General features: G+C 65.0%; 5 protein-coding genes and 1 pseudogene. 4 read left to right on the top strand and 2 right to left on the bottom strand.

Features of this window, described 5'->3' with window-relative positions; translation table 11 throughout:
- The 3 genes and pseudogenes from WEB61_RS06660 to recR all read left to right on the top strand — a co-directional run.
- Positions 1 to 870, top strand: a pseudogene (locus WEB61_RS06660) (DNA polymerase III subunit gamma/tau); the annotation flags it as partial.
- Positions 867 to 1,184, top strand: a complete 318-nt coding sequence (locus WEB61_RS06665; RefSeq protein WP_368063551.1) for a YbaB/EbfC family nucleoid-associated protein — start codon at positions 867 to 869, stop codon at positions 1,182 to 1,184. The pseudogene WEB61_RS06660 and the gene WEB61_RS06665, both read left to right, overlap by 4 nt.
- Positions 1,184 to 1,789: a recombination mediator RecR gene (gene recR / locus WEB61_RS06670; RefSeq protein ID WP_368063554.1), complete on the top strand. Its 606-nt coding sequence runs from the start codon at positions 1,184 to 1,186 to the stop codon at positions 1,787 to 1,789. Before WEB61_RS06665 ends, recR begins: the two co-directional genes overlap by 1 nt.
- Positions 1,790 to 1,801: 12 nt before the next feature.
- On the opposite strand, the gene WEB61_RS06675 is transcribed toward recR, so the two are convergent.
- Together WEB61_RS06675 and WEB61_RS06680 are read right to left on the bottom strand one after the other, a co-directional pair.
- Positions 1,802 to 3,148 (bottom strand): alanine/glycine:cation symporter family protein, encoded by a 1,347-nt coding sequence (locus WEB61_RS06675; RefSeq protein ID WP_368063552.1) that lies wholly within the window; start codon positions 3,146 to 3,148, stop codon positions 1,802 to 1,804.
- Positions 3,149 to 3,282: 134 nt separating this feature from the next.
- Entirely contained in the window at positions 3,283 to 4,395 is a 1,113-nt protein-coding gene (locus WEB61_RS06680; protein WP_368063553.1) for a DNA recombination protein RmuC, read from the bottom strand.
- A 112-nt stretch (positions 4,396 to 4,507) separates the two neighbouring features.
- Here WEB61_RS06680 and WEB61_RS06685 point away from each other — a divergent pair.
- Positions 4,508 to 4,664 (top strand): peptide deformylase (locus WEB61_RS06685; RefSeq protein ID WP_368063555.1); only part of this gene is annotated, 157 nt, incomplete at its 3' end.

Below are 4,664 nucleotides of genomic sequence, written 5' to 3' on the forward strand. Positions count from 1 at the left end.
GTCCTTTCCGACCTCGCCGAACTGACCCATTGGCTGACGCGCCTGAAGCTCGTTGAGGGCGCCGGCGACGACGTCGCCATGTCGGAAACCGAGCGGGCCCGCGGCCGTGACATGGCGGCGCGCCTGCCGATCCGTGTCCTGTCGCGCGTCTGGCAGATGCTGTTGAAGGGGCTGACGGAAGTGCAGGGCGCCGCGCGGCCCATAGCGGCCGCCGAAATGGTGCTGGTGCGCATTGCCTATGTCGCCGATGGGCCGGGTCCGGAAGAACTGATCGAACAATTGAAGTCGGGAGGCGCCGCGCCGCGCGCAACCGCGCGCCCCGTGCCCTCAGGCGACAGCGGCGGTCCGCGCGCGCAACTGCGCTCTGTCGCCGCCGCACGCCCGGAAACGCATGAACCCACGGCGGCGATCGCATCTTCCGCGCCCGCCGTCAGCATCCGGACCTTCCAGGACGTGGTGGCGCTGGTCGGTGCCGATCGCGACATCAGGCTGAAGCATGCGCTCGAAGCGGGCGTGCGTCTCGTTCATTTCGAGCCCGGCCGCATCGAACTCGGCCTTCTTGAGGGCACACCGAATACGATCCTGACCGAGCTCTCCGAAAAACTTTCTCGCGCCACGGGTGCGCGCTGGCTGGTCTCGCTCGCCCGCAACGCCGCCGATGCCGCGCCGACATTGCGCGAACAGGCGCAGACGCATGAGGAAATGTTGAAGGATCGCGCCCGCGCCGACGCGCTGGTCAAGGCGGCACTCGCCGTCTTCCCCGGCGCCGAGATTGTCGAGGTACGCGAGCCCGGTTTTCCGGCCGGCGATGCGTTGCCGCCCGAAATGCCCCCCGAAGACGTATTGGAAGACATGGAGCCTGACGAGTGAAAAATCTGGCCGACATCATGAAGCAGGCGCAGCAGCTTCAGGGCCGCATGGAATCGATGCAGGCCGAACTCGAAGCGGCCGAGGTCGAAGGCCGCGCCGGTGGCGGGCTGGTTGCGGTCGTCATGTCGGGCAAGGGCGCGATCAGGAAAGTGTCGATCGATCCGAGCCTGATGAAGGAGGACGAACGCGAAATCCTCGAGGATCTGATCGTGGCCGCCGCCGCCGATGCCCGGCACAAGGCCGACGCACTGGCCGCCGAGAAGATGAAATCCGTCGCCGGCGGATTGCCGCTTCCGCCCGGTTTCGGGCTCTGATCTCGATGGCGGTTACGGGCCCCGAGATCGAACGGCTGATTGCGCTGATGTCGAAGCTGCCGGGTCTCGGCCCCCGCTCGGCGCGGCGCGCCGTCCTCCAGCTCATCAAGAAAAAGGAGACGTTGCTGTCGCCGCTGGCGGATGCCATGGCGGAAGCGGCGGCGAAGGCGCGTATCTGCTCGGCCTGCGGCAATGTCGACACGCAGGACCCCTGCGCCATCTGCGCGGACACGACGCGCGATCCGCATGTGCTCTGCGTCGTCGAGGAAGTGGGCGATCTCTGGGCGCTGGAGCGCGCGGGCGCACACAAGGGCCGCTACCATGTGCTGGGCGGTGTCCTTTCGGCGCTCGACGGGGTCGGGCCCGACGATCTCAATATCGGCAGGCTGGTCGAGCGGCTGGGCGCGGGCGAAATCACCGAGGTCGTCCTGGCGATGAACGCCACTGTGGACGGCCAGACGACGGCGCATTACATCACCGACCGCGTTTCGGGCCTCGGCATTTCGGTCACGCGGCTGGCGCATGGCGTGCCGGTCGGCGGCGAACTCGATTATCTCGACGACGGCACGCTCGCCGCCGCCATGAAGTCGCGCCGCCCCTTCTGAAATCCGGCCCGTCTAACCCTTGTCCTTCGCCCAGTAGTTGCGCGTCATCGTGAAGACGGCCGGCGCCAGGATGAACAGCGCAATCAGGTTCGGCAGCGCCATCATCGCATTCAGCGCATCGGCCATGTTCCAGACGAGATCGAGGCTTGTAACCGCGCCGACCGGGATCGCGAGAACCCAGACGATGCGATAGGGCCAGATCGCCTTGACGCCGAACAGGAACTCCACCGCACGTTCGCCGTAATAGGACCAGCCGAGAAGTGTGGTGAAGGCAAAAAGCGCCAGCGATATGGCGACAAGCGCGCCGCCCCATGGCAATGCCGCGCCGAAAGCCGCGCTTGTCAGCGCTGCGCCGTTGACGCCGCTGGTCCAGAGCCCGGACGTGATGATGACAAGGCCCGTCAGGGTGCAGACGATCAGCGTATCGATGAAGACGCCGACCATGCCGACAAGACCCTGCTGGATCGGATCGTCGGTCTTGGCCGCCGCATGGGCAATCGCCGCGCTGCCGAGGCCTGCTTCATTGGAAAAGATGCCACGCGCGAAACCCCAGCGGATGGCGAGCATCACGGTCGCGCCGATGAAGCCGCCTTCGGCGGCCGTCGGGGTGAAGGCATGCTGGAAAACGAGCCCCAGCGCCGCCGGAATGGCCTCATAGTTGACCACCAGAACGGCGACCGCGCCGCCGATATAGACGACGATCATGGTCGGCACCAGCGCGCTCGCCACCTCGCCGATACGGCGAATGCCGCCCACCAGCACAAGGCCGACCATGACCATCATGGCGAGGCCCGACGCGATCTCCGGCACGCCGAAATTGTCCTTCAGGGCATGGGCGACCGAATTCGCCTGCACGCCGTTGCCGATGCCGAAGCCTGCCAGCGCCGTGAAAATCGCAAAGGCCGGCGCCAGTACCAGCGCCAGCGTCGGGAACTTCGCGCCGACGCCGTTCTTGATGTAATACATCGGTCCGCCGACATGATTGCCGAGCTCGTCGACTTCGCGATAGGCCACCGCCAGCACAGCTTCGGTATATTTCGTCGCCATGCCGACAAGCGCGATCACCCACATGTAAAAGAGCGCGCCCGGCCCGCCGAAATAGATGGCGGTGGCAACGCCGGCAATGTTGCCGGTGCCGACGGTCGCGGCGAGCGCGGTCATCAAGGCCTGGAAGGGCGAGATGTCGCCGGCGCCGTGCGACGGACGTACCGACAGGGCGAGGGCTTCCGGTAGCTTTCGCCAGGGCACGAAGCGCAGGCCAATGGTAAGAAAAACGCCCGTCGCCGCCAGCGCGACCAGCATCGGCCAGCCCCACAAAACGTTGTTCAACGCATTGACGAAATCGCTGATGGCCTGCATTGCCCGTCCCCCTTGCCCGTTCGGCGCCCCCCAAGGGCGTGTGAGTAGAGCGCGAGCCTAGCAAAGAAATACCGCCCCGCATTCCGAAAAATATGACACTACTTGTGTCAATATATAGGAATATGCACGAATCTTCAGCTTGAAATGAGGCCGCCCGGCGTCGCGGTGCCCGGCAAGGCCTCTGCCGCGCCTTCCTCGCCCATCTCGACTTCCTGGATTCTTTCGCTGCGCTTGCTGATGCGGTCGGTCGAAACCTTGATATCGTTGATGTCGCCTTCCGCCTGCCGGAAATGCGTGTCGAGTTTCTCGACGCGCTTGCCGAGCAGCGTCACATCCTGCATCAGCAGCCCGACATATTTCTGGATCGTGCCGGCCTGCTTGCGCATCTCGACGTCTTTCAGCACGGCACGCACCGTGTTGAGCGTCGCCATCAAGGTCGTCGGCGAAACGATCCAGACCCGCGCCTGATAGCTTTTGGTCAGCACATCGGGAAAATTGGCGTGGAGCTCGGCATAGACAGCCTCGGACGGCAGGAACATCAGCGCCGATTCCGCCGTCTCGCCGGGCACGATGTATTTCTCGGCGATTGCGGTCACATGCTTGTTGAGGTCGCCGCGGAATTGCCGCGCGGCGATGACGCGCTCCGCCTCGTCCTTCGCGTTCCGGAGCATGTGATAGGCGTCGAGCGGAAACTTTGCGTCGATGGCGATGGGGCCCGGCGGATTGGGCAGGATGATCAGGCAGTCGGCCCGCGTTCCGTTTCCCAGCGTCGTCTGGAAACTGTAGGCCGAAGGCGGCAACGCATTGCTGACGATGTCGTTGAGCTGCACTTCGCCGAAAGCGCCGCGCGCCTGCCTGTTGGCAAGGATGTCCTGAAGCCCGACCACCTGGCTCGACAACTCGGTGATGTTTTTCTGCGCCTCGTCGATGACGGTAAGCCGCGTCGTCAGTGTGCCCAGCGTCTCGGCGGTCTTCTGTGCAGACGCTTCGAGACTTTGGCCCATGCGCTGGCCCATCTGGTCGAGCCGCTCGTTGATGGTCTGGGTCAGTTCAATGCGCGTTTGCGCCTGATTGTCCGCCATCGCGGCAAGACGCCCCACCAGCTCGATCTGCTGCCGGGCAAGCTCGGCCACCGCTTCTCCGGCGGTGTCGCCTGCGCCCCGGCCCCGCAAGATGAGGCCCGCAAGCAGTCCCGCCAGGACGATTGCGCCGCCGATCAGAAGGCCCAAAGCCAGCATATCGTTCATGTTTTTCTCCGTTTACCGGGCCGACTATAACCCGATTCCCGGGCCATCCGGGCCCGGCGCGGTCCGCTCCCGCGCCTTGACCCAAAAGCCTGCCGGGCTTATCTCAAGGCCCATGGCAATACGCGAAATCATTACGGCGCCCGATCCGCGCCTGAAAGAGGTCTCCAGGCCCGTCGACAAGGTCGATGACGGCTTGCGCGCGCTCATGGACGACATGCTGGAGACCATGTATGCCGCGCCCGGCATCGGGCTCGCGGCGGTGCAGGTCG

It is taken from the genome of Parvibaculum sp. (assembly GCF_040882025.1).
Classification (GTDB): Bacteria; Pseudomonadota; Alphaproteobacteria; order Parvibaculales; family Parvibaculaceae; genus Parvibaculum.